The 24,960-nt window shown below is 52.7% G+C and carries 19 protein-coding genes; 13 read left to right on the top strand and 6 right to left on the bottom strand.

What is annotated here, in order from left to right:
- Positions 1-200 precede the first annotated feature (200 nt).
- The 6 genes from codA to ACK3CJ_RS07880 all read left to right on the top strand — a co-directional run bounded on the left by codA (position 201) and on the right by ACK3CJ_RS07880 (position 7,550).
- Positions 201-1,451, top strand: a complete 1,251-nt coding sequence (gene codA / locus ACK3CJ_RS07905) for a cytosine deaminase (protein ID WP_409525892.1) — start codon at positions 201-203, stop codon at positions 1,449-1,451.
- Between the two features lie 123 nt (positions 1,452-1,574).
- Positions 1,575-2,834, top strand: coding sequence for a hypothetical protein (locus tag ACK3CJ_RS07900; protein WP_409525891.1), 1,260 nt, complete (start codon positions 1,575-1,577; stop codon positions 2,832-2,834).
- Positions 2,835-2,925: 91 nt separating this feature from the next.
- Positions 2,926-3,714, top strand: coding sequence for a potassium channel family protein (locus ACK3CJ_RS07895; RefSeq protein ID WP_409525890.1), 789 nt, complete (start codon positions 2,926-2,928; stop codon positions 3,712-3,714).
- A 6-nt stretch (positions 3,715-3,720) separates the two neighbouring features.
- Positions 3,721-4,272: a cysteine hydrolase family protein gene (locus ACK3CJ_RS07890; protein WP_409525889.1), complete on the top strand. Its 552-nt coding sequence runs from the start codon at positions 3,721-3,723 to the stop codon at positions 4,270-4,272.
- A complete protein-coding gene (locus tag ACK3CJ_RS07885; protein ID WP_409525888.1) occupies positions 4,269-4,784 on the top strand; it encodes a GNAT family N-acetyltransferase in 516 nt (171 codons plus the stop codon). The genes ACK3CJ_RS07890 and ACK3CJ_RS07885 overlap by 4 nt, the downstream gene beginning before the upstream one ends.
- Before the next feature lie 144 nt (positions 4,785-4,928).
- Complete coding sequence (locus ACK3CJ_RS07880; protein ID WP_409525887.1) at positions 4,929-7,550, top strand: DUF2339 domain-containing protein; 2,622 nt, start codon at positions 4,929-4,931, stop codon at positions 7,548-7,550.
- A 114-nt stretch (positions 7,551-7,664) separates the two neighbouring features.
- On the opposite strand, the gene ACK3CJ_RS07875 is transcribed toward ACK3CJ_RS07880, so the two are convergent.
- The gene (locus tag ACK3CJ_RS07875) at positions 7,665-9,434 is read right to left on the bottom strand and encodes an acyl-CoA dehydrogenase C-terminal domain-containing protein (RefSeq protein ID WP_409525886.1); all 1,770 of its coding nucleotides are present in this window, start codon (positions 9,432-9,434) and stop codon (positions 7,665-7,667) included.
- 190 nt (positions 9,435-9,624) lie between these two features.
- On the opposite strand from ACK3CJ_RS07875, the gene ACK3CJ_RS07870 reads away from it, so the two are divergent.
- Genes ACK3CJ_RS07870 through ACK3CJ_RS07860 form a run of 3 tightly spaced genes read left to right on the top strand, consistent with a single transcriptional unit; the run spans position 9,625 to position 12,263 of the window.
- The gene (locus ACK3CJ_RS07870) at positions 9,625-10,083 is read left to right on the top strand and encodes a MaoC family dehydratase (protein WP_409525885.1); all 459 of its coding nucleotides are present in this window, start codon (positions 9,625-9,627) and stop codon (positions 10,081-10,083) included.
- A gap of 3 nt (positions 10,084-10,086) precedes the next feature.
- Positions 10,087-11,610 (top strand): PAS domain-containing sensor histidine kinase, encoded by a 1,524-nt coding sequence (locus ACK3CJ_RS07865; RefSeq protein ID WP_409525884.1) that lies wholly within the window; start codon positions 10,087-10,089, stop codon positions 11,608-11,610.
- Positions 11,611-11,645: 35 nt separating this feature from the next.
- Positions 11,646-12,263, top strand: a complete 618-nt coding sequence (locus ACK3CJ_RS07860; RefSeq protein WP_409525883.1) for a response regulator transcription factor — start codon at positions 11,646-11,648, stop codon at positions 12,261-12,263.
- Here the strand turns inward: ACK3CJ_RS07860 and ACK3CJ_RS07855 are convergent.
- From ACK3CJ_RS07855 to ACK3CJ_RS07845, 3 genes are read right to left on the bottom strand one after another with little or no spacing between them, the layout of a single operon-like run.
- Positions 12,247-13,032 carry an alpha/beta fold hydrolase gene (locus tag ACK3CJ_RS07855; RefSeq protein WP_409525882.1) on the bottom strand — a complete coding sequence of 262 codons (786 nt, stop codon included), beginning with the start codon at positions 13,030-13,032 and terminating at the stop codon, positions 12,247-12,249. The genes ACK3CJ_RS07860 and ACK3CJ_RS07855 overlap by 17 nt on opposite strands.
- Positions 13,032-13,445 carry a PaaI family thioesterase gene (locus ACK3CJ_RS07850; protein ID WP_409525881.1) on the bottom strand — a complete coding sequence of 138 codons (414 nt, stop codon included), beginning with the start codon at positions 13,443-13,445 and terminating at the stop codon, positions 13,032-13,034. The genes ACK3CJ_RS07855 and ACK3CJ_RS07850 overlap by 1 nt, the downstream gene beginning before the upstream one ends.
- Positions 13,446-13,456: 11 nt before the next feature.
- On the bottom strand, positions 13,457-15,109 hold the full coding sequence (locus ACK3CJ_RS07845; RefSeq protein ID WP_409525880.1) for an AMP-binding protein: 1,653 nt from the start codon (positions 15,107-15,109) through the stop codon (positions 13,457-13,459).
- A gap of 256 nt (positions 15,110-15,365) precedes the next feature.
- Between ACK3CJ_RS07845 and ACK3CJ_RS07840 the strand changes: the two genes are divergently transcribed.
- From ACK3CJ_RS07840 to pntB, 4 genes are all read left to right on the top strand, one after another.
- Entirely contained in the window at positions 15,366-15,845 is a 480-nt protein-coding gene (locus ACK3CJ_RS07840) for a DUF523 domain-containing protein (protein WP_409525879.1), read from the top strand.
- Between the two features lie 100 nt (positions 15,846-15,945).
- A complete protein-coding gene (locus tag ACK3CJ_RS07835; RefSeq protein ID WP_409525878.1) occupies positions 15,946-17,661 on the top strand; it encodes a proline--tRNA ligase in 1,716 nt (571 codons plus the stop codon).
- 274 nt (positions 17,662-17,935) lie between these two features.
- The gene (locus ACK3CJ_RS07830) at positions 17,936-19,504 is read left to right on the top strand and encodes a Re/Si-specific NAD(P)(+) transhydrogenase subunit alpha (protein ID WP_409525877.1); all 1,569 of its coding nucleotides are present in this window, start codon (positions 17,936-17,938) and stop codon (positions 19,502-19,504) included.
- 10 nt (positions 19,505-19,514) lie between these two features.
- Positions 19,515-20,903: a Re/Si-specific NAD(P)(+) transhydrogenase subunit beta gene (pntB, locus tag ACK3CJ_RS07825; RefSeq protein WP_409525876.1), complete on the top strand. Its 1,389-nt coding sequence runs from the start codon at positions 19,515-19,517 to the stop codon at positions 20,901-20,903.
- Between the two features lie 37 nt (positions 20,904-20,940).
- On the opposite strand, the gene ACK3CJ_RS07820 is transcribed toward pntB, so the two are convergent.
- Both ACK3CJ_RS07820 and ACK3CJ_RS07815 read right to left on the bottom strand, forming a co-directional pair.
- Positions 20,941-21,912 (bottom strand): GlcNAc-transferase family protein, encoded by a 972-nt coding sequence (locus ACK3CJ_RS07820; RefSeq protein ID WP_409525875.1) that lies wholly within the window; start codon positions 21,910-21,912, stop codon positions 20,941-20,943.
- A 213-nt stretch (positions 21,913-22,125) separates the two neighbouring features.
- Positions 22,126-24,444 carry a retention module-containing protein gene (locus ACK3CJ_RS07815; RefSeq protein ID WP_409525874.1) on the bottom strand — a complete coding sequence of 773 codons (2,319 nt, stop codon included), beginning with the start codon at positions 24,442-24,444 and terminating at the stop codon, positions 22,126-22,128.
- Positions 24,445-24,960: the final 516 nt, after the last annotated feature.

Below are 24,960 nucleotides of genomic sequence, written 5' to 3'. Positions count from 1 at the left end.
GATATCGTCAGCTCGACGAATCGAAACAGTGAGTTAAGATAGCCTATTTCGTTATTTTTTGACAGCAGATGTGCCCCGGCGCTTAACAGACATATGACAGGGTAGCCCTACGTGACATCCAAAACTGGTATATGCTTCCAAACAACACGGTTTGTACAAATGCTGTCTCACCACATCATAGGAAATCAGAGGAGACCTTCATGGATATTATCAACGCACGCCTTCGACAGAACCCATCTCTGTATAGAATACGTATCGACAATGGACTGTTCAGCAGCATAGAGCGCCAGAACGGTACGCTGAAAGGGTCAGACGGACAACTGGATGCCAACGGAAAACTGCTCTGCGCTCCTTTTATTGAACCACATATTCATCTTGATGCAGCACTCACCGCAGGCGAACCGGAGTGGAACCACAGCGGCACCCTGTTCGAAGGCATTGAGCGCTGGAGTCAGCGCAAGCCGATGCTAAGTGCTGCTGATATCCGCAGCCGCGTGTTCAAAACGCTGAACCTGCTGATCAATAATGGTGTTCAGCATATTCGTACGCATGTTGATACCACAGATCCGAGCCTACTGGGGCTGCATACGCTGTGCGCGCTGCGAGATGAGTTGGAGGATCGCATCGATATTCAGGTGGTCGCATTTCCTCAGGAGGGGATTCTCTCCTATCCGGATGGGGCGAAGTTGCTTGAATCTGCCATAGAGGCCGGTGCTGATGTCGTGGGAGGCATCCCACACTTTGAGTATACCCGTGAGCTGGGTGAAGCCTCAGTCAAAACACTGATTCAACTGGCCCTTAAATATGACAAGCTGGTCGATGTACATTGCGACGAAACGGATGACCCTGGTTCTCGCTTTCTGGAGGTGTTGGCCGCAGAGGCACTGTTCAACGATATGGGTTCCAGAGTCACGGCCAGCCATACAACCGCCATGCACTCCTACGACAATGCCTACTGCTCAAAACTGTTCCGCCTGCTGGGCCGTTCCGGTATCAACTTCGTATCCTGCCCGACAGAAAGCATCCATCTGCAGGGGCGCTTCGATACCTTTCCAAAACGCAGAGGCGTGACGCGCGTAAAAGAACTGCACGCAGCCGGAATCAATGTCAGCTTTGGCGAAGACTCGATCTTCGACCCCTGGTACTCGCTGGGTAACGGTCGCTTACTGCGCACACTCGATTTTGGGCTGCATATCTGCCAGATGATGGGTTATGAAGACTTCAGCCATGCACTTGATTTCATCACCGACAACAGCGCCCGTACGCTGGGGATACAGGACAGTTACGGTATAGAGGTGGGCAAACCGGCCAGCTTTATCCTGCTGGATGGTGAGGATGATTATAGCGTCCTGCGCATGCAGAGCGAGGTGTTGATGTCGGTAAGAAAAGGCAAGGTGCTGATGCAGAAAGAACCCGCAAAAGTGATAACACCTGCACTTTTTGATATCTGACGCGGTCCAAAGAATCAGCTCCTGTTAATGTCTCATGCAGTAGAGTCCAGTTGATAAAGGCTCCAGGCACCCATTAAGTGGTGCCCATTGAAAGGTGCCCATTAAAGGTTTCGGGAGAGATTCATGACGATCAGATGCTTGCTCTTTTTAGGTTTCGCTATTGTGCTATCGGCCTGCTCGATCTACCCGAAAACACCCGAGGCACAGGCGTCCTATCATGCCAAACAGGCCGCATCTGCGATCGCCAAGGATCTCTGCATCAATGCAGTCGCCCATGTTGATAGCGCCATGTCCCGAGCGACAGGAGAGGAGAAAATCGGTGAGTTGATGAACAGTAATGCTGCTCTGCTGGCATGCTATCTCGATCATCTGGAAACCGCCTCACGCCAGATCACCAACCCTGCCCATGCCAACACCACTCATGAAAGAATCATCAAGGCAGCATCGGCAGGCTTTCTACCTGCAGCTCAGGCCCATGCTTTGCATGAACAGCTCAACATCACGGTTGCAGAGGGAAACAGATCCCGCGCCATCGCATTTGATCTCGGAGATGACCTGGGTTACTTCCCTGCCCTGCAACAACCCGAACATCAAACCCTGATGATGAGACAAACCATCAGAAACCTGCAGAACCCCGAGTATCAGCCCCGATCAGTATCACAGTTAATCGCCTATGCTGGCCAACAACCTATCGGCTCCGAAACACGTCAGTATATTGAAAACCAGCTACCGAACCTGAACATCAGGCGCGACGAAATTGCAGCAGTCAGTCCGCTGTTTCCGGATTTCGCTGCCAAGCGACTGCGGGAAATAACCGCAGAGGTACACCTGCTGCTCGTTCAGGGTGACAGACTGTTGGAGGATGATCTGATCCAACTGATGCAGGAGAATATTCGCGGCATAGCCTGGCGCTCGGCACCTGAGCCCGGTGTCATCACGTTGGAGATAGAGCGAGTACGACACGATGAACAACGCGCGCCCGAAGCCTTGCAGAGTGTTTACTACTCGGAAGAACCACTGTTTCTTTCCAGCGCATTTCACTCCAGGCACCAGAACGTGATCTATATGCACGAGGTTCGTGCCGGCAAGTTTGAGATCGAGTATGGCTATGTTGTGCGCGCCCGCCTGAACGATCAGATCATTCACGACAAAGTACTGCGCGGCACAGTAAAGAATGACTATACCAACTGCCAGAGTGTACAGATACACCATCTCTTTGGAACAGCAATGCCTGCCCACTCAGGCTTCAGTTATGCCGGTCATGCGCAGTGTCGAGGCAATGAGCCAAGCGGCTTCGAGCCCTTGCGTGAGGAGATACTGACGCTGCTGGTCGATGAGGTACTCAGCATCCCCGAGATCAAGCGGGTACATGCGCTGAACTGAAACTTGAGGGTATCTGCTGCTTGTCTGGCGGGGAACATCGGTGTAATAAAGACAGGGAAAAGCTTTTTCTGAACTCTTAAGGAAGAGTCCCATGCACCGATTCAGAAGCATGCTCTATCGACAGCTGGCTCCAGAGGGCTGGAATCAACCTGGACTGTCCCCGTCAAACCTGTGCATCAGTCTGCTGATTATTGTGGCCGCCTTCATCGCCATTATCGAAACAGAGATCACTGTCCAGTCGCTCTACCCCCCGGCTTTTATCTGGCTTGAATATCTGTTCGTGATCATCTTTTCTGCAGAATACCTGGCCCGACTTTATGCCGCTGGCGAAGACCCCCGCTATGCTGGGATATCTGGCAGAGTCAGGTATCTCTTCAGCCTATGGGCAATCATTGACCTGATCGCGATCCTGCCTTTTTTCCTTGGTTTCCTGACCACCAGCAATGTGTTCATGCTGCGCCTGCTGAGAATTGCCAGATTGCTGCGACTGGCAAGACTCGGGCGCTTCAGCCGAGCCTGGAGCGCACTGGCAGAAGCCCTCTCAGCACGAGTTTATGAGCTGCTTCTCAGTGTCGGACTGGCAGCCCTGCTACTGCTTTTTTCATCAGCTTGCCTCTATGCTGTTGAAGCATCCAACCAACCGGAAGCCTTCGGCAGCGTACCCAGAGCTTTATGGTGGAGTATCGCAACACTGACCACAGTAGGCTATGGTGATGTAACACCCATTACATCCTGGGGGAAACTCTTTGCAGGTATCACAGCAGTCGCAGGGATAGGTATTATCGCTATGCCCACGGGAATTCTGGCTGCAGCGTTCAGCGATGCATTTCAGAAAAACCACTCCACCACCAACAAGTCAGATATGACTAGCACGGATTAGCCTACAATGGACACCACAGCACTTATCATTATCGATATGCAACAAGGCATGAGCACCCCTGAGGCGGGTGAGCGAAATAATCCGGATGCTGAGCAGACAATCGCTAAATTGCTTCAAAGCTGGCGAGACAGGTCTGCGCCTGTGGTGCATGTGCGGCATATTTCCCGAACGCCGGGATCTCCTTTCTGGCCGGGGCAGTCAGGTGTTGAGTTTCAGCCGGCGCTGGCACCCTTGGATACAGAACATGTGGTGGAGAAAAACGTGCCGGATGCCTTTACCCATTCAGGCCTTGAGCGCTGGCTGCGTGTGCGCAATATTAACTCGCTGGTGATCGTTGGCGTCAGTACCAACAACTCGGTTGAATCCACTGCGCGCAGTGCCGGTAATCTGGGTTTTGACGTGATCGTGGTATCCGATGCCTGCTTTGCATTTGCTCAGACAGACTTTGAGGGTCTTGAGCGCACGGCTGCTGAGGTTCACGCCATGTCGCTCGCCAATCTACAGGGTGAATATGCCACTGTTATCGATGCTGAAGCACTATTAAGGAGATGGCTTTGATCACGATACGTCGGATAACAACAACCGAACCAGATACTCTTGTGCAGCTCAGTGAACTGCTTATTGATGCGATTGAAGGCGGCGCATCAGTCGGTTTTCTGTCGCCTGTATCACGCAGCAGCATTGAAAATTATTGGCAGGGTGTTTTTGCAGCTCTGGCCAATGGATTTGTCTTGTTGATTGCAGAGGAACAGGGAAGGATTGTCGGCTCCGTTCAACTTGACCCCTGCCAGAAGGAGAACGGTCGACATCGTGCCGAGGTTCAGAAGCTATTCGTGCTGAGAAGTCATCGTGGCCATGGTATTTCATCCTTGCTGATGCAGGCGGTTGAACATCAGGCCGTTGAACTGGATCGCAGCCTGCTCCATCTGGACACACTGGCCGGATCAGCAGCAGAATCAATCTATCAGCATCTGGGCTGGCAGCGCGCCGGTGAGATTCCTGATTATGCCGCCGAACCCGGTGGTGTGCTGTTTCCAACGGTGATTTTCTACAAGCAGCTAGCCCTATAATGAAAAGCCTCCGGTTATCACAGCATGAACTCAGCTGGGAAAAGGCATTCGTTCTCGGAGGATTGCAATTCATAAGCTGACTCATTAGAGTCTGATTTTTGATCACTACAATTTCGATCACTACAAGGATGTGACGCTAGGTTTATGGGCGCTGAGTTTTTCTTTGGTTCGTTATTTCTCCTTCTGATAATTTCCAGCATCGTATTGAGTTGGGTTAATTTTTTTACCCTGCAAAAGCTCAAGAGCACCCTTGCTGAACTGGAGCAGCAGAAAGCGTCAACCTCGCAACCTGCCATTCAACCAACATTCGCAAATGATACCCTCATCGTGGATGAGATAGTTACGCCGCCCAAGGGTATTACTTCGCTTGATACACAACCCTTGGCAGCATCACCGGCCCCAGTAATCGATATTTGGGGTAGACAGTCTCACCCAGAGAGTCTCCACCAAAAGACTCCCCACCAGAAGGCTCAAAAAACCAGCTCTACCAAATCTGGGCATTGGATGGTTTGGTTGGGCGGGCTCTGTGTCGCTTTATCTGGCATTTTCCTCGCTCGCTACTCGATTGAAGAGGGGCTACTCGGTCCTACTGCGCGCATCACGCTGGGTATCATCACAGGGCTGGGGCTATTGGTCGCTGCTGAGTGGCTTAGACGTAAAACCCAAGTCGCTTTTTCCGCTGTTGCCGCCTTGGCAGGGGGCGCCAGTGTGATGCTATACAGTGTGATTTTAGCGTCATTGCACTTATATCAGCTCTGGCCACCGCTTTTGGTGTTCGCCTTGCTTGCACTTGTCTCTCTGGGAAGCATGTTACTGGCTTTATGGCATGGACCGGCACTGGCTGTCATCGGGATCACTGGCGCTTATCTCGTACCTTTGTTATTGGGCGAAAGTGATGGCGACCCCTTACTGGTTCAAATCTATGTATTAATCATTACGGCTGCGGCCCTTTTCCTGCAACAATATGTACAAAGAACCTGGCTGCTTGCAATCACCCTGGCGGGCATTTTCGGCTGGTGGTGGTTGATGCAAATCACTGGTTCAGGACTTGAGTCGATGGGGCTTTATTTAACCCTGGCAGGCTATTGCCTGATCAGTATCCCCCATGCCAATTTCAGTTTGAAAAAGATTTTTCCTGATCAGCCCGTCAAGCGATCACTTCGTGCTTTTTTCCGTATCAAGTCGCTTGATCAGCAACAGTTAGTTATCGGATTAGCCTTAACGCTGCTGGCTCAGGCCATCAGCATTCTGCTCAACCCTGCCTGGGAAAGTGCGCTTGTGACATGGACGCCTCTGTTACTGCTCGTACTTATCGCCAGTACGCGAAATGAAAACCTGAAACTGCTCCCTTGGCTCAGTGCCTTGCTGATGATACTGGCGATAGTCTTTAGTCTTTTATCCACCCAGCTCTTCATGGGAATCCGTATCACGGCAGAGCATTCCGTCGCTTTGCAACAACTGCTGCTCGTTTGGACGTTGATCTATGTTGTGTTTGCCACGATGCATAGGTGCAAGACTCGCTACCCTGCTCTCACCCTATCCTTAGGTACTCTGTTTCCGTTACTTGCCCTGGCGCTCTTATGGCAATTCACTAAACTCCCAATACATTCGAGTTTTGTCGCTGCCACATCGTTAATCCTGGGCTTGGCCTATATAGGACGTGGACACATGCGTCAACAAAGGGATCCCAGCAAAAGCTGGCTGATCTTTGCTGGACACTTAGGCTACTCATTGGCGATGGTCATTTTTTTCGACACCGCAACACTCACACTCGCATTGGCCGCACAGGTCGTCTCACTGGCGTGGCTCCATCAACAACACCCCAACGGCTTGCTGAGTGGCTTAATGAAGATCATCTTAATGTTGATCATGGCACGCCTGACACTACTACCTTGGGTTGGCCCACAATTTGAAACTTCTCTGCTGATTTATGTGGGTTGTTTTGCACTGGCCGTCATAGCTTCAAGAATGAATCAAAGCCCCAGTTTGCGCTCATGGCTGGAAGGTGCCAGCCTGCATCTAGGCGTACTTTTGTGTGCGATGGCGCTCCGATATTTCCTCTACGATGGCGACATGTTCAGGCGTCAATTCAATCTGACTGAGGCTTCTCTCAACGGCCTGCTTTGGGGCTCGCTTGGATTGGTTTACTATTACCGTGGTTTTCTATCCGATTATTTGAAACCCTTATACCATCAAGCGGCTGAGTTGTTGTTGATAGCTTTCGTGTTCAGCTATGTTCTCACGTTAACCTGGTTTAACCCTCTTTTTAACGCAAATGACCTCGTCAGCAGCACCCCCATCGCAAATATGTTGTTGCTTGCCTACGGGGCACCCCTGCTGTTGTTTATACTTGCAGGAAGGTTCTACAAAACTTCATATCGAACAGGTTTTTATGCGTTGGCGGGTATCGGCACCTGGATCTTTTTAAACTTTGAAATACGACATCTTTGGCAAGGTGAATTATCTTTTTATCCTCGTGCCGAAAGCGGTGAACTGTACACCTACTCATTGGTTTGGTTAGTGATGGCCGCCGCGAGTTTACTCTATGGTACCTTGCGCCAACACCAGAAACTCTATCAGACTGGTATGCTGCTATTGATGGTGACTATCGGCAAAATATTCCTTATCGACATGTCAGGTCTGACGGGGTTACTGCGGGTGGCTTCATTTATGGGGCTTGGGTTGTGCTTGTTAGGCTTAGCCTTTACGCATCAGTATTTAGCGCGCTCGCAAAATACAAAGCGCGCTGAAATGGCCCCTGAATAAGAGTTGTCTAGCTTAGAATTAAGCTATTAAGAGCTGTTTGATAATAGTGTCAAAAGGGAGGCACTTTGGCCTCCCCTTTTCTGGTATCAATCAGTTGCTCTCAGACCTGGCTGACTACCAGGCACTGCTGAACTGATCTTCCGGCAGCTCGGTGATAGTGGCGCTGCCGGATTTGATCATTTCGGCAAAGCCCAGATTCCGCGGCAGGATCTGTGCGAAATAGAAGCGGGTTGTGCTCTGCTTGGCCGCATAGAAGCTGTCATCACTGCTCTGCTGCATAGCCTTGGATGCTTCCGCTTGACGCAGAAGCTCCCAGCCACCGGCAACCGTGCCAGCCAACATCATGAAGTTGTAGGCGATGGCACCCGGCAGCTGCGCATCTGCCTCGTACCCCTGCAGTAACAGATCACGGGCGGCTTCCAGCGCCTTGACGCCACTTTCCAGTTCAGTTGCGAGATCGGCAAAATGCTCAACACCGGTGATGGTCGCACGCATTTCAGCGATCAGGGCTGTCAGCGCACGACCTTTATCCATAGTGGTTTTGCGACCAACCAGGTCCAGCGCCTGAATACCGTTGGTGCCTTCATAGATCGGCAGGATACGTGCATCACGGAAGAACTGTGCAGCCCCGGTCTCTTCAATAAAGCCCATGCCGCCGTGAATCTGAACCCCCAGAGAGGTGACTTCCTGAGCAATTTCGGTACACCAGCCCTTGACGATTGGCGTCAGCAACGCCGCTCGGGCACGCTCATCTTCACGTTGTGGAGCATCCTCGGCATGCTCGGCAAAATCCAGGCTGCCACAGGCATCATAGGTCAGAGCACGTGCCGCTTCGGTCAATGACTTCATCGTCAGCAGCATGCGACGCACATCACCGTGGCGAATGATCGGACCCGGCTCACGGGAGCCGACTGCAGGCCCCTGAATACGCTCACCGGCAAAGATCAACGCCTTCTGATAGGCCCGCTCAGAGATGGATACACCCTGCAGACCGACACCCAGGCGGGCATTATTCATCATGGTGAACATGCAGGCCAGACCACGATTGGGCTCTCCGACGAGATAGCCGATCGCACCATCAAACTCCATCACACAGGTCGGGCTGGCATGGATACCCAGCTTGTGCTCCAGCGACAGGGCACGGGCAGCGTTACGTTCACCCAGGGAGCCATCGGCATTCACCAGAAACTTGGGCACCAGGAACAGCGAGATACCCCGCACGCCAGCCGGTGCATCCGGCAGACGAGCCAGCACCAGATGCACGATATTCTCGGTCAGGCTGTGATCACCCCAGGTGATGAAGATCTTTTCACCCGAAATCAGATAATAATCGTCTTTCGGTTCTGCCTTGCTGCGCACCTGAGACAGATCGGAACCCGCTCCACCTTCGGTCAGGTTCATGGTACCTGCCCACTCACCGCTGATCAGCTTGGGCAGGTAGATATTTTTCAGTTCATCGCTGGCATTCAGATAGAGGCACTCAACCGCGCCCTGACTCAGCAGTGGGCAGAGACCCCAGGAGAGGTTGGCCGACTGCCACATCTCCATAACGGGTACAGACAGCAGGTAAGGCATCCCCTGGCCGCCATATTCGGGATCAAACTGCAGTGAGCCCCAGCCACCTTCCGCGTACTGCTGGTAAACGCCATGAAAGCTTTCAGGGCAGACAACACCATCCGGGCCGAGCTTGACGCCCTGCTGATCACCCTCCCAGTTGGTGGGAGCAATTACATCACGGGAAACGCGGGACGCTTCTTCCAGAATCGCATCAACCATATCGGCCGATGCATCTTCAAAACGCGGCATTGCCGATAGCTGCGTCATCCGTGCAACCTGATTCAGAGCCAGTTTCATGTCTTTCAGCGGTGCGTTATAGTCAGCCATACATCAACCTTCTGTTACTGTTCAGATTTTTGCTATTGATCCATCACCCATCTGCGTTGTGATGATGCCGCAGCGTTAATAGGGTTTTTACCTATTCTAGCATGACAAATGTGACGAATAAGTACAAAATCACCCAGATTGGTGCTGAACATGAACCATTTTGATAATTGATTACCCGAGGAGTTAAATAATGCAGGATCTGCATGGCTACTATCTTGAAGACCTTGAGGTCGGAATGAGCTCATCTTATGCCAAAACCGTTTCCGAGGCCGATGTGTATATGTTTGCCGGGGTATCGGGTGATAACAATCCGATTCACATCAATGAGGAGTACGCCAAAACCACGCCCTTTGGCACGCGTATCGTGCACGGTATGTTCAGTGCTGCATTGATATCAACAGTCGCCGGTACCCGTCTGCCTGGCCCCGGTGCGATCTATATCGATCAGCAGATCAAGTTCAAGGCACCGGTGCATATCGGTGATACGGTCAAGGCGACACTGACTGTAACAGAGATTGATGAGCGCCGCCGTCGGGTCAAGATGAAAACAGAAGTAACAGTAGGTGAAACCGTTGTTGCCACCGGCGAGGGGACCTTCATGGTCGACAGACGCCCGACAGACACCCAACAGACAGACGCTGGCGAGTAATCCGTGGACCGTATCAGCGAACTGGAACAGGAACTGGCGGAGTGTCGCCGCAAGGCGGATCGCTATCGTCTGTTGGCTGAGCAGTCCACTGATATGATCTCACGCAATGCCGCGACGCCCGACTGGACCTATATTGATGTCAGCCCGGCGGTCGAGCGCATTCTCGGCTATCGGGTGGATGAGATCATCGGTATGTCAGGCTATGCGCTATTTCATCCCGACGATGCCGATAATCTTAAGAAACGCGCCGACAGCGTTCGTTACAGCCGCGGCATGTACACCAATACCTACCGATATCGACACAAAAATGGGCATTACATCTGGCTGGAAACCACCAGTCGCACCATCCGTGATGAAGATGGCAAACCGTTGGAGGTGATCTGCGTTTCACGCGATATCACTGAACGGGAGCTGGCTCAGCAATCTACCCGTCGCCTCGCTCGCGTGGTCGAAGCAGCCTCGGATATGATCCTGTTCTGCAACCATCGCACACATCAGCTCACCTATATCAACGAATCAGCCTACCGGACTCTCGGCTGGGAGCAGGAAAACCCGGTCGTGCTCTATCTGGACCAGCTCTTCCCAAAGCAGATTCTGCAGGAGATGATCGAACCGGCGCTGCAACACGCTGCGTTGCATGGTGTCTGGTACGGCAGCATTCCTCTGTTACCGCCCGGCAGCCTGGAGCGGGTCGCTGAGCTACGTGAGATCATCGCGCATCGCAGCCGTAATGGTAATCGACAGGTGGAGTACTACTCCATTATCGGGCGCGATATCACTCTGCAGCGCAAGGCCGAGGAGCAGTCCAAGCGTCAACAACTGGAGATGGCGCACATGTCGCGGGTGCTGTCGGTCGGCGAGATGGCCACCGAACTGGCGCACGAGATCAATCAACCCCTTGCCGCCATTCTGAACTACTGCAACGGAACTCAACGACGTATCGAAGAGGGCAAGATCCGCGAAGTGAGCGAAGTCGCCCAGGCGATGGAGTTGATTTCACGTCAGGCGCACCGATCCGCAGAGATCATCAAACGGATTAGACGTTTTGTCCGTCGCACCGACTATCAGCGTATTCTGTTTCCGATCAATGAGACCTGTGAGGAGGTCATTCGCTTCCTGCATCAGGAGGCCAGTGACTACCACATCAAATTCAAATTCCGTTTTGAAGGCAATCTGATGGTGGAGGCCGACCGGGTTCAGATCGAACAGGTGCTGCTCAATCTGGTCAGGAATGCGATTGAAGCTTACGATAAACAGCAGGGACGCGAGCGTCAGGTCATTATCCAGACAAAACAACAGGACCAGCACCTGCAGGTCAGTGTGATTGACAAGGCCTGCGGTATCTCTGAAGAGCGATTGCAGGGATTGTTCGAGCCTTTCATGACGACCAAGGCGAATGGTCTTGGCATGGGGTTATCAATCTCGCGCACCATCATAGAACAACACGGGGGCCAACTCTGGGCCGAGAGCGATCCGACATCGGGCACCCGATTTCATTTCAAGCTGCCATTAAAGAGCGGCGAATAAGAAAAATATACGCATACAACACAAAGGGCATCAACATGAATACATCAGCTCAGGAATCAGTGTTTATCGTCGATGATGACGATGACTTTCGCGAATCGGTGAAGTGGCTGCTGGAGTCTTCCGACTACCCGGTTGAAGCCTTTGCCTCTGCACGGGAATTTCTCGAGGAGTATGACGGCAGACAGGGCTGCATGCTGCTGGATGTGCGCATGCCGGAGATAAACGGCCTGGCGCTGCAGCAGATCATGAAGGATCGGGAGATACTGCTGCCGATCATTGTGATCAGCGGGCACGGGGATGTCCCGATGGCGGTGAACGCGATGAAGAACGGCGCTGTGGATTTCATCGAAAAGCCGTTTGATGAGCAGCAGATGCTTAAGCTGATCAACAAGGGGCTGCAGGAGGCGGAAAAACGTTTTCAGCAACTGCGTCAGCAACGTCAGGTACAGGCTCGCTACGATAGCTTGAGCCAGCGTGAGCGCGAAGTGATGCAACTGGTGGTGAACGGCAAGGCTAACCGAGAGATCGCGGATATTCTGGGTATCAGCCCGAAAACGGTGGAGGTGCACCGTTCACGAGTGATGAGCAAGATGCGTGCGGATAACCTGGCACAACTGGTGCGTATGAGCGCCGATATCAAAGCGCCAGAATAAAACGCCGAATCTCTTCAAGACAGATCTCTGGCTGCTCCAGATGAGGACTGTGGCCGCACTCAGGAATGAAATGAGGCGTTGCCTGCTGGCCGATGCCACGGGCAATCTCTGCCACCTGTTCCGGCAGGCCATAACTGTCCTTCTGCCCTTGCATGATCAATGCGGGGCAGCCAATCTGCCCAAGCCAGGGGGTCAGGTCGAACGAGGTCTGAAAACTATCCCGCAGCCAAGTTTCATACCAGGCGCGGAACAGTAGATCGGTACGATCACCATGGTAACGCGCCAGACGCTCCGGCAGATCGGAGTTCTGGTAACGCTCAAGGGTTTGTCTTATCCCTGCCAGCGTCAGATTATCCACCTGAATATGGGCCGCCATGGTGATCAACCCGATGACACGGGGTGACACCGCTGCGCCCACCAGTGCAACCGAGCCGCCATCACTGTGGCCCAGCAGTATCGCCTGTTCCATCTCAAGTGCATCCAGCAGCTTCGGCAGCCAGATGCGCCCTTCCTGCTCCAGATAATCATCCGGTCGGGGTAGCGTGATCGGGGTTGAAGCGCCATAGCCAAGCCGCTCATATACCAGCACATCCAGCCCTGTTGCCTCGCTGATTTGCTCGGGAAAACCGCGCCATAGCGCGATATTGCCTAGCGCTTCATGCAGCAGCACCAGCGTCGGCCCACCACCGACCCGCTCGATATGACGAACCTGAAGCTGCACCTCCGGGCTCAACTGAACGGGATAGTCTCGTACCACCGGTGTCATCATCAATGCTCCGGAATAGAATAGGTCAGAGTGGCGTGGGCAACCGGGTCATCACTACCATCAGAATAGAGATAAACCTCCCCCATTCCCAGCCGACGCCCCACCTTGAGCATACTGGCCTTGGCCAGAATATCCCTTTCAGGCGAAGGCTTGCGTAGAAAATTGATATTCAGATTAATAGTGACCGCCAGTGCTACTGGCCCTATCCGACTCAACAGCGCACCGTACAGGGCGACATCTGCCAACGCCATCAGAGAGGGACCGGATACGGTAGCACCGGGGCGCAGATGCTCATCGCTGATCGGCAGCCTGAAGTGCGCCCAACCATCCCCTGCTGCTTCTATCTGACCAAAGCGAGCCCCCTGGGGGAACTGCTCGGCCAGAAATGTCTGCAATGCCTGCAGATCCATTTTCATAGGTTTGCTCCTCAGATCGCCTGATCAAACTCTTCACGGGCGCGGTTACGCAGAATAAAGCGCTGAATTTTCCCGCTGGGAGTTTTCGGCAGCTCCGTTACAAACTCGACTTCGCGAGGAAACGCATGGGTTGACAGCCTTTCACGTACCAGCGTCTGCAACGATTGCTTGAGTGAATCATCGGCATCGTACATTGGCTTGATCACGACATACGCCTTGATGATAGCCCCCCGCTGAGGATCTGGCTTACCCACTACGCCGGATTCGGCCACCGCCGGATGCTCCAGCAGAGTACTCTCAACATCGGCAGGCCCGACACGATATCCTGCGGTAGTGATGATATCGTCGTCCCGACCCGAGAAAGAGAAGCTGCCATCACCGTGAGAGATCACCACATCACCGGTCAGATAGTAGCGCCCCTGAAAAGGATCTTTCTCGCCCCAGGTATAACCATCAAAAAAGAAGAGTGGTGAAGACTGTACATCCACCGCCAGTTGGCCTGTTTCGCCCGCTTCGATCTCCTCATAAGCACCATTAAGTGCCACAACGCGATGTCCGGGCATGGAATAGCCCATCGAACCGGCACGTTCCAGGTGTTCAAGAGCGTGATGGTTGCAGCAGGTCATACCGGTTTCAGTCTGGCCATACTGATCCATGACCGGGCAGCCCAAGCGACGTTTTACCCAGCTCACCACTTCGGGATTTAAAGGCTCACCGGCACTGCTGGCTACTCGCAGCCCCATGCTCTCCCCTTCCGGCAACAGATGATCGTTTACCATCAGCAGTCGATAGGCGGTCGGCGCAGCCGCCAGATTGGTGATACCGTACTTACGAATCATCTCGTAGGTCGTATCAGGCGTGAAACCATGCTCATTGAAATGCGTGGCATGCCCCAACAACAGCGGGCCGGTCACAGCATAATAGAGGCCATAAGCCCAGCCGGGATCCGCCACATTCCAGAATTTGTCTTCCGGGCGCAGATCCAACGCATACTTCATGTAGACATAAAAGGAGAGCAAGGCTCTGGCAGGCACAGCCACCCCTTTGGCCTTACCCACAGTACCCGACGTGAACATCTGCAGGAAGGGGTCATCACCTGCGATCATCACCGGTTCAAACTGGTCGGATTGCTGCTGCAACTGGGCATGGAAGTCAGCATCCTCATGGGTAGCGGCTCCCTCTTCTGTCACTCTGAGTATCGTCGGGCAATCCTTCACGCCATCAAGTTTGCTGCGGTTGGCACTATCCGTGACGACCAGACGCGTATCCGCGCGCTCGAAACGATAGGCGATGGCACCAGAGCCGAAGGCTGTGAACAAAGGTTGATACACGGCACCGGCACGAAGCGTACCAAGAATCACGATCAACAATTCAGGACAGCGAGGTAGCAAAGCGGAAACTCTATCGCCCTTTCCGATACCCTGGGACTTGAGATAGTTGGCAAAACGGGCGGCTGAGGTTTGCAGCTGCGCAAAAGTCAGAGCCTGAGCCGGGCGCTCTACCCCCTCATAGTACAAAGCTACTCGATCGGGATCACTCGCCCACTTGTCGCAGATCTCGACACAGACGTTGAGCCCCGTGTCCAGACTCCCCTGCAGCACCTCGGCCGCCAGTTGCTCCGGATTGAATCTGGCATAAAAAGCTGAATATGCCTCTGTACTCATGCTGAAAATCCTCTGCTTGCCGCACGTGTACATCCAGCGCCCTCGGCCTGACGTACATCCTGTACAGCTTGTTGTTATTAGATATAAGCGATTAGATATAAGCGATTAGGGTTATCCCCTAAGTAATATCACTTATCAGACTTTACGACAACACTCTTTTGCAGCACAATGCGCACAAAATTCGCCAGCCATGCAATAAGACGGTAAAATTTGCAGCGGATAATAATAAAAATCACCAATCAAGAGCTTAAGCGTTATGGGTAATATTCTGGTCAGTGCCTGCTTCATGGGCGAAAGAGTCCGTTATGATGGCAAACATAGTCTTCTGGACCACCCTGCACTGAAAAAATGGAAGGAAGAGGGCCGCATTGTGATGGCATGCCCTGAGGTGCTGGGAGGACTCCCTACCCCTCGTCCGCCCGCCGAAACACAATCACGGTTTCCTATTCTGATACAGACCAGCGAAGGTGAAGATGTCACCCCGCAGTATCTCGCTGGTGCCGAGGCCGCGCTGGAGCTGGCACGCAAACACAACTGCTGCTGCGCACTGATGAAATCGCGCAGCCCCTCCTGTGGTAACAAGCAGATCTATGACGGCAGTTTCTCCGGCAAACTGACCGATGCGCCGGGCGTTGCTGCAGCCGAGCTGATTCGTAACGGGATTCCGGTTTTCAACGAACGTCAGATCAATGAGCTGATCACTTTTATGGAACAACAGGGTCATGCTGCGGCCTGATATCCAGCTTCTATTGGGCAGAAAATCAACTACGACTTGTTACCGCTTCGATAGCCCCCTAAAATGGGGGCTATTTTTCGTCTAATACGGATCCCAGATAATGCGTGCGAGTCAATTCCTGATCTCTACCCTCAAAGAAACCCCCACCGATGCCGAAGTGATCAGCCATCAGCTGATGTTGCGTGCCGGCATGATCCGCAAACTGGCATCAGGCCTCTATACCTGGTTGCCGATGGGCCTGCGGACGCTGCGCAAGGTTGAGCGTATTGTTCGCGAAGAGATGGAAGCCGCAGGCGCTCTGGAAGTGTTGATGCCAGCCATTCAGCCGGCAGAGCTGTGGCAGGAATCAGGCCGCTGGGAAAAGTATGGCCCTGAACTGCTGCGCCTGAAGGATCGCCATGACCGCGATTTTTGCGTCGGTCCGACACATGAAGAGGTGATCACCGACATGATACGTCGTGAGATCAAGAGCTATAAGCAGCTCCCTGCCAACTTCTATCAGATACAGACAAAATTCCGTGATGAGATACGCCCACGCTTTGGTGTCATGCGCTCACGTGAATTCATTATGAAGGATGCCTACTCCTTCCACAGCAACCGCGAGTCGTTGCAGGAAACTTACGACAGGATGTATGAAGCCTACGTGCGTATCTTTACCCGTCTGGGTCTGGATTTCCGCCCTGTACTGGCTGACAACGGCTCAATCGGCGGCAACTCATCGCATGAGTTCCATGTCCTGGCCTCCTCTGGCGAAGATGATATCGCTTTCTCGGACAGCAGCAGCTACGCCGCCAATATTGAGAAGGCAGAAGCGGTTGCACCAGCCGGAGAACGCGCTGCGCCTTCTGAAGAGTTGCGTCTGGTGGATACGCCTGATGCCAAAACGATCGCGCAACTGGTCGAACAGTTCGATCTGCCGATCGAGAAAACGATCAAGACCCTGATCGTGCTGGCAAGTGACGAAGTGGACGCTGATTTTGTCGCGCTGCTGATCCGTGGCGATCATGAACTGAATGAAGTCAAAGCTGAAAAACTACCACAAGTAGCAGCCCCCCTTCAGTTCGCTACCGAAGATCAGTTCCGCCCGATCATCGGTGCAGGCCCAGGTTCACTTGGCCCAATCAACATGCCGATTCCGGTGATCATCGACCGTACCGTAGCGAAAATGGCAGACTTCGGTGCCGGTGCCAATATTGATGACAAGCACTATTTCGGCATCAACTGGGAGCGAGACCTGCCACTGCCCGAAGTCGCCGATCTGCGTAATGTTGTAGCCGGTGATCCGAGCCCCTGTGGTGAAGGCAAGCTGGAGATCAAGCGCGGCATCGAAGTCGGCCACGTCTTCCAGCTCGGCAACAGCTATTCCAGTGCCATGAATGCAACCGTACTGGATGAGAACGGTAAAGCCGCTATCATGGAGATGGGCTGCTACGGTATCGGTGTCACCCGTGTGGTCGCTGCATCCATTGAGCAGAACCATGATGATAACGGCATCATCTGGCCATTGGCGCTGGCTCCTTTCACCGTCGCACTGATCCCGCTGAACTACGATAAATCTGAAGCCGTTCAAGTGAAGGCAGATGAACTGTATGCCCAGCTTCAGGCGGCCGGTATTGATGTGCTGCTGGATGATCGTAAAGAGCGCCCCGGCGTCAAGTTTGCGGATATGGAGCTGGTTGGTGTTCCGCATCGCGTGGTGATCTCTGAGCGTGGTCTGGGTAACGGTCAACTGGAATATAAAGGTCGTCGTGACAGCGAATCTCAGGATATCGCTGTTGATCAGGTCCTGACCTTCCTGCAGCAACAGCTGAACTGATCACTCCCTCTGCCACATGCAGGTTCCGGCTGTAACCCCTAATGCAGCCGACCTGCTCTTTTCTTGTACCGACCTCTCGCACCTCTCTCGCACCTCTGTTTCAACAAAATACTTGCTAATCCTGACGTTATGTACAACGCTTATCATGCAACCCGGTGCTGAACGGTTCCTCCCAGGAACAAGCGCACCCGATACGACCGGCTATCACCAACAAAAATAACATCTGATGCTGAAAGACAAGGGCCTCCTTCGTCGCCAGTATGGGAGCTACTGCATGCCATTAACCGTTGCTATCCCCAAGGAAACCAGTAAAAACGAAACCCGTGTCGCCGCCACCCCAGATACAGTCGCCAAACTGATCAAACTGGGCTACTCGGTTGTGGTTGAACGAGGCGCAGGTGCCACAGCTCACTTCACTGATGAAGCCTATGAAGCCGCAGGCGCCGAGATCACCACACCGGCCAAAACCTATACTCGAGCTGATATTCTGTTCAAGGTGAACGCCCCTCAGATTCGCCCTGACCTGAAAAACGGTGATGAAGTGGCCCTGATGAAACCAGGCACCTACTTTGTCAGTTTTCTGCAACCGGCGCTCAACCCTGAAATGCTGCAGAAGCTTGCCGATAGAGGCGTTACCGCCTTTGCCATCGATGCAGTCCCCCGTATTTCACGTTCACAGAAGATGGATGCACTCAGCTCGCAGGCCAATATTGCGGGTTATCGCGCCGTGATAGAAGCTGCCAACGTGTTTGGGCGCTTTTTTACAGGCCAGATCACTGCGGCAGGTAAGGTCCCGCCTGCGAAGGTAATGATCATTGGTGCTGGTGTAGCAGGTCTGGCTGCCATCGGCACAGCCAAATCGATGGGTGCAATCGTGCGTGCCTTCGATACCCGCCCGGTAGTCAAGGATCAGATCGAGAGTATGGGCGCAGAGTTTCTGGAACTGGATTTCAATGAAGATGGCACAGGTGCCGGTGGTTATGCCAAGGAGATGAGCAAGGAGTTCATCGAAGCTGAGATGGCCCTGTTCCGTGCGCAGGCGAAAGAGGTCGATATCATCATCACCACTGCCCTCATTCCCGGCAAACCGGCACCGAAATTGATTCTGGCCGATATGGTGGAATCGATGAAGGATGGCAGTGTCATTGTGGATCTGGCCTCTGCCAATGGCGGTAACTGTGAACTGACAGAGCCTGGCGAGGTTGTTGTTCGACATGGCGTCACCATCATCGGCTATACCAACCTGCCTGCGCGGCTTGCTGCTCAGTCGTCACAGCTCTATTCAACTAACCTTGTACACCTGCTGAGCGACCTGACACCCGAATCCAATGGCGAAATTCTGCTGGATATGGAGGATGAAGTGCAGCGCGGTTTCACGGTCGTGCACCAGGGAGAGATCACCTGGCCACCGCCGGTTCGCCCTGCACCTCAGGATGGCGGCGCCAAACCGGCGGCAGCAGCTCCACCCATTGAGAAACCAAAAGAGAAACCAAAAGCTTCCGGCAAAACCATCGCCGCTTACTGGGCTATTGCCGGCGTATTGCTGCTTTCTCTGGGATCAGTCGCGCCACCTGATTTTGTCGTTCACTTCTTTATTTTTGTGCTCGCCATTTTTATCGGCTGGCAGGTGATCTGGAACGTGAAACACAGCTTGCATACACCGTTGATGAGCGTGACCAATGCAATCAGCAGCATCGTGATCGTCGGGGCTTTGCTGCAGATCTCGGTTGAGGGTAGCGTGATTGTCCCGATACTGGCCACCATTGCCGTGTTTGTTACCAGTATCAATATTGCCGGTGGCTTTTATGTCACTCACCGCATGCTGAAAATGTTCCGGAAATAAGGAGAGCATAATGATAGGCACTATCTCAATGGCGTACCTTTTTTCCGCCGTGATGTTCATTTTGAGCCTGGGAGGGCTGAGCTCACAGGAAACCGCCAAACGCGGTAACTGGTATGGTGTCACCGGTATGGTGGTGGCTGTGCTCGCCACCATCTTCAGCGCGTCGGTACAGGCTTACTGGCTGATCGCACTGGTGATGACGATCGGCGCGGCGATTGGCCTCGTCCTGGCACATCGTGTCGAAATGACCGCGATGCCGCAGCTGGTTGCCCTACTGCACAGCTTCGTCGGTCTGGCCGCCGTGCTGATCGGCTGGAGCAGCTATCTGGATCCTGACTTTCATTACACCGGCTCAGCGATGGTGATCCATAATACCGAGATCTATCTGGGTATTTTCATTGGCGCTATCACCCTGACCGGCTCAGTAGTCGCATTCGGCAAACTGCAGGGCTTTATTTCCGGCAAACCGCTGACGCTGCCTGCGCGTCATCTGCTGAATCTGGTCGCCTTGATCGTGACTGTGCTGATGCTGTTTATCGTGGTGCCTCAGTCACCCAATGGCGGCGCTGCCTTCCTGATTCTGGTGATGACCATCATCGCACTGCTGTTGGGTATCCATCTGATCGCGGCTATCGGTGGTGCCGATATGCCGGTCGTGATATCCATGCTCAACAGCTATTCAGGCTGGGCAGCCGCAGCCACAGGCTTCATGCTGTCGAACGATCTGTTGATCGTGGTCGGCGCACTGGTCGGTTCAAGCGGTGCAATCCTCTCCTATATCATGTGCCGTGGCATGAACCGATCATTCATCAGTGTGATACTAGGTGGATTCGGTACTGACTCCTCCACAGCAGGCGGTGATGAGGACCATGGCGAAGTGATCGCCACCACCGTTGAAGAGCTGGGCGATGCACTGGATGCGGCCGACAGTGTGATCATCGTGCCAGGATTCGGCATGGCAGTCGCCACCGCCCAGACCGCAGTCAGCGACCTGACCGACGTTCTGCGTAAAAAGGGCAAGACGGTACGCTTTGCGATCCATCCGGTAGCGGGTCGTCTGCCTGGCCATATGAACGTACTGCTGGCTGAGGCTAACGTGCCCTATGATATCGTCATGGAGATGGACGAGATCAACCAGGACTTCAAGAATACCGATGTGGTACTGGTGATCGGCGCCAACGATATCGTCAACCCTGACGCCATCGAACGACCCAACAGTCCGATCGCTGGTATGCCAGTACTCGAAGTCTGGAATGCGCGCCTGTGTGTGGTGCTCAAGCGAAGCATGGCAACCGGCTATGCTGGCGTGCAGAACCCACTGTTCTATAAGGAGAACACGCGGATGCTGTTTGGGGATGCAAAGGATAGTGTGCACAAGATTGCGCATGTGCTGGGGTAATTAAAAGCGCATAGCGAACGCCCTCATTCGGTTTTCGCTATGCTGTTTTCTCCTGCAGACTGATTTTTTCAATCTCGGTCGGCCGGATCTCTTTAGCCTGATAATCAATTCCGCTGAGCTGTGAAAACTGCTCCACGCTTCGCTGTGAACCCAGATTCCACGGAGCGGGCAGCCCATTACGTAGAATCAACACACTCAAACGCTCTGTTGCTTTCTGTCTGCGTTGAGTCCATTTGACCGTTCGCTTCTCCTCAAGATCCTTACGCCAATGATGTGACTCGTAGGACTCACCGGATTTTTTATATAGATGAAAAAGCGGAATATCGACGTGTCTGGGGTGAAAAATATCCCAGCCATGTGTATAAGCACGGATAGCCAGACACTGCTCTTCCCCATGAAAATACAGATTGGGATCATAGGGGATCTGTTCAACAAAACTACCGAGAGTGAAAATAAACCCACCGGCAAGATGAAAGCCTCTTGTGTACTCAGCATCTGGAATATGCACGACATGGAACTTTAATACCAACGACTCGTCAGTGAGTACCTGATCCTCTTTAGGGAGCAGGGAATAGATATGATTTGAGGGCTTCAGTGTAGTGAAGGGTACGCCCTTTTCATCAAAATCAAATGGAGGCGGGTAGGTACTGATAATCGGTTTCGGACTGATCACACGCAAACTATTAAGCGCATCGACCAACTTTTTGTCCCAATCCTGCTTGAAAAAAGTATGAGAATCTATTTGAAGAAAATAGTCCTCTCCGTCATAAAGCTGCCCTGCAAGGCTTCTGGCCCAACACACACCTCTGGAATGAAAAGGGTCAACATGCAGATATCGGACTCTCTTCTCTTTATCAAACGCCTCAAGCCAGCCAGAAATTGAGCTATGATTCTGATCCACAACACCGATAAAGATGTCATGCTCTCCGCTCGCGCTTTCACATAAAGAGTTGAGCGTAAACTTCAAATTCTCATCACAAAAAGACGCAATACTGACAAATATCGACATTAAGTTATCCATAAGCAGAATGTTTGCCAGGTGGCTGATTGATTCACAATCAATACTGCACACAGCTCACTAACGTTCATATCGATTATAGGTGCTGACTTCTGCTCCCGCTATACAAATAGCCATGAAAATCCATGCATTACACACCAGAATGCAAAAACCCGGAGCCATTTCTGACCCCGGGTTATTTTTCAGCTATGACTGTTCAGTGTATCACTGATCAATTGCTGGTGGGTTCAGCAGCTCACCAAACGCCTCACCCGTGAAGGTCACATCAAAGCTGGCAGTATCAACATCTTCATCCCAGTCAGATGCACTGACACCTACCTCAATGGTGATATCCTGCAGCTCTGTCGAGACTTCAACAAATTTGCCTGAGAAGTCCTGAATCCGGTAGCCGTTGGAGCCCGACGGGGTAACATCCTCAAAGACAACCTTGGCGAAGCCGCCAGGAATATTAATATCTATCACCTGATCAGAGTTAGGGCTCGACCCACTGCCGACACCCGCGACATCATCTGTACCGACGACATTGCCATCGATGTCATAGGCGGTCCAACGCAATGTTTCACCATTATCCAAGTGATCAGCAGTGAAGCTGAACTCAGTGATATTTAATGGAGATCCATTAACATCCTGAATTTCAAGAATTAATTCTTCATCAGGATCGATTTTCGCCCCCGTACTTACACCCAACCCCTGGTTTGAGTAGTTCACACTACCAGTGCTACCGTCAGCGTTGGCTGTAAAGACCATTTGGGCATCGCTGCCATCAATATTGAAGGTGACAACGTTACCACCGCCGCTACCACTTCCACTCCAGGTAAATGGAGTTTCAACAGTTGTGATAGCCTGATCCAGCAGATCCAGCAACTGCACTGAATATTGTTGATTTTCATCATCCGGGGTAATTATGAAGACAGAGTTTCCATCCTCATTTTTAGCCACTAACTGACCACCCTCCCAGTAGTAAGTCAGGCTTTGCCCGTTAGATGTCAACGCAGCCTGAGAGCCATTAATAGTGCCCAGAACAGTACCTGTGTTCGTCAGACTCAGCGACCCTGGGCCATCACCACCATAAGTGAAGCTTAATTCCAGATCATCAGCTAGCAAACCGCTCAGTGAAGCATTCTCAATACTCCCGATGACCGGTGAGTCATCTTCGATATTCACTGTCAGGAATGTTGTTGTAGTCAAATCACCATCAGAAACATGTACATCAAACACCAGTGGAATGATGTCCTCAACCGTTGTATCCGGGTGATCTACAGAGCCACTCAGCGCAACATCAAATTGACCTGCGTTATTGATGGTGACTCTGATCACTTCATCTTGACCGGCAAAGCCTATCAGCTCATTAGTGCCATCACCTGTCCATACAACCTCAGTACCACCAGAAGAGATGGTTGCACTTGGGGCTCCCAGTGTAACTGTCAGATCATCACCATCTGGGTCAGACAACTGAATAGTGCCGCTGGCTGTAGTGCTGTTGGTTGTATCTTCCGGATCACCGACTGAATCAGGATTACCATCAGGTAGCCCCTCTTCAGATACTGAAACAGATGCGGACTCTGCAGCTGGTGGGTTATTCGGAGCTTCGGTTGGAGCCTCAGTTGGGGCTTCGGTTGGCGCTTCGGTTGGGGCCTCAGTTGGAGCTTCGGTTGGGGCCTCAGTTGGAGCTTCGGTTGGAGCTTCGGTTGGAGCTTCGGTTGGCGCTTCGGTTGGAGCTTCGGTTGGCGCTTCGGTTGGCGCTTCGGTTGGCGCTTCGGTTGGCGCTTCGGTTGGGGCCTCAGTTGGAGCTTCGGTTGGGGCCTCAGTTGGAGCTTCGGTTGGAGCTTCGGTTGGAGCCTCAGTTGGAGCTTCGGTTGGAGCTTCGGTTGGGGCTTCTGTTGGAGCCTCAGTTGGAGCTTCGGTTGGAGCTTCGGTTGGAGCTTCGGTTGGAGCTTCGGTTGGAGCTTCGGTTGGAGCTTCGGTTGGGGCCTCAGTTGGAGCTTCGGTTGGAGCTTCGGTTGGGGCTTCTGTTGGAGCCTCAGTTGGAGCTTCGGTTGGCTCCTCCAAAGTTTCAGCAGGTGCTGGCGTCAGCTCAAAACCATCTGTTTCCGTACCTTCAAATGCGTACTCTTGGCCACCAACAGTTTCACTGATACGATCCAGTCGAACAAAGCCATGGCCATCACCGCCATCACCTCCTTCAGTTCCGGCAGCAGGCGCTTCGAGATCGTCCAGCAGATCGCCTTCGCCTTCAAGTGCAGCCAGAAGGTCATCAATACTCTGATCCTGGACAACATTTTCATCAGACGAAGCAAGGCTTTCTGCTGCCATACTCTCGGTCAAAAGCATAGTCTGACCGCCTGCGAGAATAACCGGGTCACCACCGCCAAAATCCAGCAGTACTTCTGCGCCAGTTTCCGTCACGATCGTTTCACCCGAGAAAACCGTGTCACCTGCCTGCAAGGCTCTTAAGGTTCCATCGGCGGCTTGCGCCCAGACGTCTCCCTGGACCGACGTGACAACTGCAATCGCAATACTCATGACTGAATCCTCTTACTATTGTGATTGTGGCAAGGCGAAATGGGTGAATACCGAAGACGCACTTTAGCCTCTGATCAATTATTGATCGCTGGTTAAAAAATGATCACTGTACTAAAGGACAGGTACGGCTGAATTAATTGCATCATGCCACGCCAACAAAGGACTGAAACTCATGTCTGACTTCTGCTCTCGCTATACAAACAGCCCTGATATCCGAGTTTTACATACCGGAGGACTTACGACCTCCGTCCTCTCACACCACCGTACGTACGGTCCCCATACGGCGGTTCATGTTAACACTGGAACTGTCGATGACATTCCAGCAGTGATATTAAACCCAGCCTTCCAAACAGGCCTTTCCTGAGCGCCTGATGCATATGACTGGCTCCCGCGTTCCACCAAAGCCCTCGTTGATTACAAGCTGGCCTCCACGCCCTGACGTCATCAAGCCCCGCTTTCATCAATTTTCTGGCTCGGGTATAAGGTCGTTTCCATTGCCGGGTGTGTAGAGGACTT

The sequence above is a fragment of the Nitrincola salilacus genome, assembly GCF_046271865.1.
Taxonomy (GTDB): Bacteria; Pseudomonadota; Gammaproteobacteria; order Pseudomonadales; family Balneatricaceae; genus Nitrincola; species Nitrincola salilacus.
This window is presented reverse-complemented; position numbering and strand designations above follow the sequence as displayed.

What these genes read in the sequence shown, in the direction of transcription:
- codA (WP_409525892.1), top strand. Translation starts at nt 201, where the DNA reads ATGGATATTATCAACGCACGCCTTCGACAGAACCCATCTCTGTATAGA.
- ACK3CJ_RS07900 (WP_409525891.1), top strand. Translation starts at nt 1,575, where the DNA reads ATGACGATCAGATGCTTGCTCTTTTTAGGTTTCGCTATTGTGCTATCG.
- ACK3CJ_RS07895 (WP_409525890.1), top strand. Translation starts at nt 2,926, where the DNA reads ATGCACCGATTCAGAAGCATGCTCTATCGACAGCTGGCTCCAGAGGGC.
- ACK3CJ_RS07890 (WP_409525889.1), top strand. Translation starts at nt 3,721, where the DNA reads ATGGACACCACAGCACTTATCATTATCGATATGCAACAAGGCATGAGC.
- ACK3CJ_RS07880 (WP_409525887.1), top strand. Translation starts at nt 4,929, where the DNA reads ATGGGCGCTGAGTTTTTCTTTGGTTCGTTATTTCTCCTTCTGATAATT.
- ACK3CJ_RS07875 (WP_409525886.1), bottom strand. Translation starts at nt 9,434, where the DNA reads ATGGCTGACTATAACGCACCGCTGAAAGACATGAAACTGGCTCTGAAT.
- ACK3CJ_RS07870 (WP_409525885.1), top strand. Translation starts at nt 9,625, where the DNA reads ATGCAGGATCTGCATGGCTACTATCTTGAAGACCTTGAGGTCGGAATG.
- ACK3CJ_RS07860 (WP_409525883.1), top strand. Translation starts at nt 11,646, where the DNA reads ATGAATACATCAGCTCAGGAATCAGTGTTTATCGTCGATGATGACGAT.
- ACK3CJ_RS07855 (WP_409525882.1), bottom strand. Translation starts at nt 13,032, where the DNA reads ATGATGACACCGGTGGTACGAGACTATCCCGTTCAGTTGAGCCCGGAG.
- ACK3CJ_RS07850 (WP_409525881.1), bottom strand. Translation starts at nt 13,445, where the DNA reads ATGAAAATGGATCTGCAGGCATTGCAGACATTTCTGGCCGAGCAGTTC.
- ACK3CJ_RS07845 (WP_409525880.1), bottom strand. Translation starts at nt 15,109, where the DNA reads ATGAGTACAGAGGCATATTCAGCTTTTTATGCCAGATTCAATCCGGAG.
- ACK3CJ_RS07840 (WP_409525879.1), top strand. Translation starts at nt 15,366, where the DNA reads ATGGGTAATATTCTGGTCAGTGCCTGCTTCATGGGCGAAAGAGTCCGT.
- ACK3CJ_RS07835 (WP_409525878.1), top strand. Translation starts at nt 15,946, where the DNA reads ATGCGTGCGAGTCAATTCCTGATCTCTACCCTCAAAGAAACCCCCACC.
- ACK3CJ_RS07830 (WP_409525877.1), top strand. Translation starts at nt 17,936, where the DNA reads ATGCCATTAACCGTTGCTATCCCCAAGGAAACCAGTAAAAACGAAACC.
- pntB (WP_409525876.1), top strand. Translation starts at nt 19,515, where the DNA reads ATGATAGGCACTATCTCAATGGCGTACCTTTTTTCCGCCGTGATGTTC.
- ACK3CJ_RS07820 (WP_409525875.1), bottom strand. Translation starts at nt 21,912, where the DNA reads ATGTCGATATTTGTCAGTATTGCGTCTTTTTGTGATGAGAATTTGAAG.
- ACK3CJ_RS07815 (WP_409525874.1), bottom strand. Translation starts at nt 24,444, where the DNA reads ATGAGTATTGCGATTGCAGTTGTCACGTCGGTCCAGGGAGACGTCTGG.